This is a genomic window from Phenylobacterium sp. (assembly GCF_031181185.1).
Lineage (GTDB): Bacteria > Pseudomonadota > Alphaproteobacteria > Caulobacterales > Caulobacteraceae > Phenylobacterium.
Window position 1 is genome coordinate 3081 of the sequence record NZ_JAPSKZ010000168.1, and the last position, 4701, is coordinate 7781.

General features: G+C 68.4%; 5 protein-coding genes. All 5 read right to left on the reverse strand.

What is annotated here, in order from left to right; translation table 11 throughout:
• Positions 1 to 865 (reverse strand): DMT family transporter (locus RIF93_RS16550; protein WP_309092550.1); only part of this gene is annotated, 865 nt, incomplete at its 3' end.
• Positions 866 to 902: 37 nt separating this feature from the next.
• Positions 903 to 1802 carry an alpha/beta hydrolase gene (locus tag RIF93_RS16555; RefSeq protein WP_309092551.1) on the reverse strand — a complete coding sequence of 300 codons (900 nt, stop codon included), beginning with the start codon at positions 1800 to 1802 and terminating at the stop codon, positions 903 to 905.
• Positions 1803 to 1855: 53 nt separating this feature from the next.
• Positions 1856 to 2461: a DUF3052 family protein gene (locus tag RIF93_RS16560; RefSeq protein WP_309092552.1), complete on the reverse strand. Its 606-nt coding sequence runs from the start codon at positions 2459 to 2461 to the stop codon at positions 1856 to 1858.
• 4 nt (positions 2462 to 2465) lie between these two features.
• Complete coding sequence (locus tag RIF93_RS16565) at positions 2466 to 3608, reverse strand: acyl-CoA dehydrogenase family protein (RefSeq protein WP_309092553.1); 1143 nt, start codon at positions 3606 to 3608, stop codon at positions 2466 to 2468.
• Positions 3609 to 3653: 45 nt separating this feature from the next.
• Positions 3654 to 4701, reverse strand: a 1048-nt coding sequence (locus RIF93_RS16570) for an acyl-CoA dehydrogenase family protein (protein ID WP_309092554.1), incomplete at its 5' end; no start/stop codon positions are given.

A 4701-nucleotide genomic window follows, 5' to 3' on the forward strand; every position in this document is an offset into this window, starting at 1 on the left:
GCAGCGGCATCACCTGATTCCGGCGAAGGGCGATGATCAGCACGCCCACGAGCGCGATCGCCGTGCCGACCGCCATCCTGGGTCCGAACGGATCGCCCAGCAACGCCACCCCGAGCGCGATGGTGGCGAGCGGCGTCATCAGGGTCAACGGCGAGATCAGGTTCGCCTCGTAGCGCTGGATCAGGCCGTAGTAGAGCGTGTGGGCGACCACCGAGACCACCAGGCCCGAATAGACCGCCGCGACCCAGAACCGCCAGCCCGCGTCGAGGCCGGCCTGCACCTGTCCGGGCTCGAAGATCGCCGACAGCAGGCCCAGCGGCAGCACCGAGGTGAAGCCGACCCAAGCCTGGAACTGCAGCGGCTTCACGCCCTCCATCTGCTTCATCATCACCGCGCCCAACGAACCCGCGAAGGCGGCGGCCACCACGAACATCAGGCCGGTGGAGAGCGCAAAGCCCTTCGGGTCCCACATCACGGCCAGGGCGCCGGCCAGGGTGAGCGCGATGCCGGCGGCCCGGCGCCAGCGGATGCGCTCGCCCAGCATCAGCACGGACAGGAGAGTAGTGATCGGCACGCCCACCTGGCTGACGACCGCCGCGGCCGAGGGCGTCGCGGTCTTCAGGCCGACGAACAGGAGGGCGAAGTTGCCGCCGCCCATCAGCAGGCACACGACGATCAGCCTCCACGCCGGCTTGGGCATCGGGAACAGCCACGGAAAGACCGCCAGCGCCACCACGGCGAAGCGCGCCGCGGCGTAGAACAGCGGCGGCGCCTCCAGGTAGCTCACCACATATTTCGAGACGATGTTGTTCGAGGCCCAGAGCAGGCACACGAGCACCAGCAGTCCGAAGTCGCGGAGTGACATCGCCTCCGGTTAGGGCGGTGCGGCCCCCGCCGCAACCTCAGCCGCGGAAGAACGCCTCCAGGTCGCGGTTCACCTGGGCCAGGTGCGTCACCCAGATGCCGTGTGGCGCGCCCGGGTAGACCTTGAGCTGGGCGCCGCGGATGCCCGCAGCCACGCGCTGCCCGGTCAGCGCGAGCGGCGCCGAGGCGTCCCTGTCGCCGTGCAGGACCAGCACCGGCCGGTCGATCTTGGGCAAATCCGGACGCAGGTCGGTGGTCACCAGCGCCCGCTGGGCGGCGATCGCCACCGGCACAGGCGTCTCGCACAACTGGCGGGTCAGCTGTTCCTGCAGGGGCCGCGAGGTCTCCGGCGTGAAGAAGGGCGCCTGGTTGTCGTAGGCCCACTTGGGGAAATCCGTGGCGTACTGGCTCCAGACGGCTTCGAACACCGCCTGCGGGACGGCGTGGGGGTTGTCGGCGGTCTGCAGGACGAACGGCGCGACCGGCGCGATCAGGGCCGCCTTGCGCACGCGCCGCCCGCCGTGCAGCGCCAGGTAATGAATAGTCTCGGCTCCGCCCATCGAGTGGCCGACGAGGATCACATCGCGAAGGTCCAGCTGCTCCAGGACCGCGGCGAGGTCGTCGGCCAGGGTGTCCATGTCGTAGCCGCCGGACGCGATGTCCGACCGGCCGTGGCCGCGACGGTCCCAGGCGATGCAGCGATAGCCGAGGCCGGCGAAGTGGGCGACCTGATAGTCCCACATGCGGCTGTCCAGCGCCCAGCTGGACGTGAACACCAGCGCCTGCGGGCCTTGGCCGAAGTCGCGGTGGAACAGGCGCGTGCCGTCTCGGGCGACGACCTGCTGGCGCTTGCGCGCCGGCGCGGCCTGTGCGTGCGAAGCCGCCTGCGTCGCGGCGCCGGTGGCGAGGGCGGAGAGGAGGATATGGCGGCGGTTCATCGGCTTGCTCCCGTTGTCGGCGGGAGGAAGCCCCAATGGCGTAGGCCGGTCGATTACGCCGCAGGTAATGGGCTGGCCCGCGTGAACCGCAAGGCGGTCAGGTTGGCCGAGAAGCCCACGACCTTGTTGTCGACCAGGCCCGCCGCCTTCGCCGCGGCTATGACATCGATGTCCTTCACGGTCGCGGCCTTGCCCTTGCGCGAGACGATCCACAGCGCGCCGGTCTCCCCCAGCGTCTGTACGAGCTCGGTCACCCGATCGAGCTCCGCCTGGCTGTCGGCGGCATAGAACAGGAGATCCAGGCCCTTGAGCTCGGTCACGGGAACCGCGCCCCTGTCCTTGAGCTCCGCGGTGAAGGTGGCGTCGTCCACGCCGATGACGGCGGTGCGCATGCCCGGCTTCACGCCGATCTTGTCGAGCCGGCCCTTGGGATTGAGGATCGCCTCGGCCCAGCTCTTCGCCTGCCGCTCGCCCAGCTCGAATCGAGAGCCATCGGCCAGCACCAGCTCAGGGCCCTCGGCGCGCAGGCCCTTAAGCGCCTGGGCGTCGAACACGCGGCGCTCGCGGCCGCGGAAGACCAGCTTCGGCGCCTCGTACTGCAGGCGGCCCTCGTCCGCGCCATCGGCGAGGACGGCGCGGACGTGGGCTTCCTTTCCCAAAGCTCTAGGCCGCCTGGCCGAGGCTGAGGAATTCGTAGCGCGACAGGTGGTGGTCCACCGACCCGAAGGCGCTCTCGATCATGGTCGCCCGCTTGAAGTAGTGGCCGATGGCCATCTCGTCCGTCATGCCCATGCCGCCGTGCAGCTGGATGGCGTTCTGCCCGACGAACTTGCAGGCCTTGCCGATCTGCACCTTGGCCGCCGACACCGCTTTGGCCCGCTCCGCGTCGTCGCTCAGCTTGATGTTGGCCATGTAGGTCATCGAGATCGACTGCTCGAGGTTGATGAACATGTCGACCATCCGGTGCTGCAGCACCTGGAAGGAGCTGATCGGCACCCCGAACTGCTTGCGCTGCTTGGTGTATTCCAGCGTGCCTTCGTGCAGCTTGCGCAGCACGCCGCAGGCCTCGGCGCAGGTGGCGGCGATGGCCTCGTCCACCACCTTCTCGACCAGCGGCAGGCCGTTGTCGGCCGCGCCGATCAGCGCGTCCGCGCCCAGGCTGACGTTCTCGAAATAGACTTCCGAGGCGCGGAAGCCGTCCACCGTCGGATAGTCGCGCGTCGAGACGCCCGCCGCGCCGCGCTCGACCAGGAACACCGAGACGCCCTGGGCGTCACGCTGGCCGCCGGCAGTCCGCGCGGTGACGATGAAATGGGTGGCGTAAGGCCCGCCGATCACCACGGCCTTGTGGCCGTTCAGGGTCCAGCCAGCGCCGTCCTTCTTCGCCGTCGTCGTCAGGTCGGCCAGGTTGTAGCGGCCCTTCGGCTCGGCGTAGGCGAAGGCGAAGATGTTCTCGCCGCCGATGATGCCGCCGATCAGGTCCGCTGCGCCGGCATGGCCCGAATGCTTCAGGAAGCCGCCGCCGATCACCACCGTCGGCAGGTAGGGCTCGACGACCAGCGCCTTACCCAGCTCTTCCATGACGACCATGTTCTCGATCGGACCGCCGCCCAGGCCGCCCAGCTCTTCCGAGAACGGCGCGCCCAGGATGCCCAGCTCCTCGGCGAACGCCTTCCAGACATCTGGCCGCCAGCCCGGCTCCTTGGCGAGCGCCGCGCGCCGCTTGTCGAAGTCATAGTTGTCGGCCAGGTAGCTCGCGACCGTGTCGCGCAGCATCGACTGTTCTTCGGTGAAGCTGAAATCCACGGTCTACTCCGTCTGAAAATGTCGTCGGCGGAAATGTCGTAAGGCTTAGAGGCCGAGCACCATCTTGGCGATGATGTTGCGCTGGATCTCGTTCGAGCCGCCGTAGATCGAGGTCTTCCGGCCATTGAAGTATTCGCCGGCCAGTCCGTCGGCGTACTCGGGGCCCACGCCAACGTTCGAGCCGCGCAGGTCGCGCAGGAACGGCGCGCCGTAGTGGCCCACCGCCTCCAGCGCCAGTTCCTGCAGGCGCTGCTGGATCTCGGTGCCCTTGATTTTCAGGATCGAGCTTTCCGGACCCGGGCCCTTGCCGCTGGACTCGCCCGCCAGGGTGCGCAGTTCGGTGAACTCCAGCGCCGTCAGGTCGATCTCCAGCTCGGCGATCTTGCGGCGGAAGAAGGCGTCGCCGATCAGCGAGCCGCCGGCGTCCGACCGCTCGGTGGCGGCGATCTTGCGGAGCTTCTCCAGGTTGCGCTTAGAGCGCGCCACCCCGGCGATGCCCGAGCGTTCGTGCGCCAGCAGCGCCTTGGCGCAGGTCCAGCCCTGGTTCTCGTGGAAGATGCGGTTCTCGACCGGCACCTTCACGTTGTCGAGGAAGACGTCATTGACCTCGTGGCCGCCTTCCAGGGTGATGATCGGCCGCACGGTGACGCCCGGGCTCTTCATGTCGATCAGCAGGAAGGAGATGCCGGCCTGCGGCTTGGCGTCGGGGTCGGTACGAACGAGGAAGAAGCCCCAGTCGGCGTACTGGCCGAGGGTCGTCCAGGTCTTCTGGCCGTTGACGATGTAGTATTCCTTGCCGTCGTCGGCCGTGATGCGCTCGGCGCGGGTCTTCAGGTTGGCCAGGTCCGAACCGGCGCCCGGCTCGGAGTAGCCCTGACACCACCAGACGTCGCCGTTGTAGATGTCAGGCAGGAACTTCTTCTTCTGCTCCTCGGTGCCGAACGTGTAGATCACAGGCGCCAGCATTGAGACGCCGAACGGCAGCACCGGCAGGCAGTCGGCCTTCGCGGTCTCTTCCGACCAGATGTACTTCTGCGTGGGCGTCCAGCCCGTGCCGCCGTGCTCCACCGGCCAGGACGGCGCGAGCCAGCCC

What these genes read in the sequence shown, in the direction of transcription:
- RIF93_RS16555 (WP_309092551.1), bottom strand. Translation starts at nt 1,802, where the DNA reads ATGAACCGCCGCCATATCCTCCTCTCCGCCCTCGCCACCGGCGCCGCG.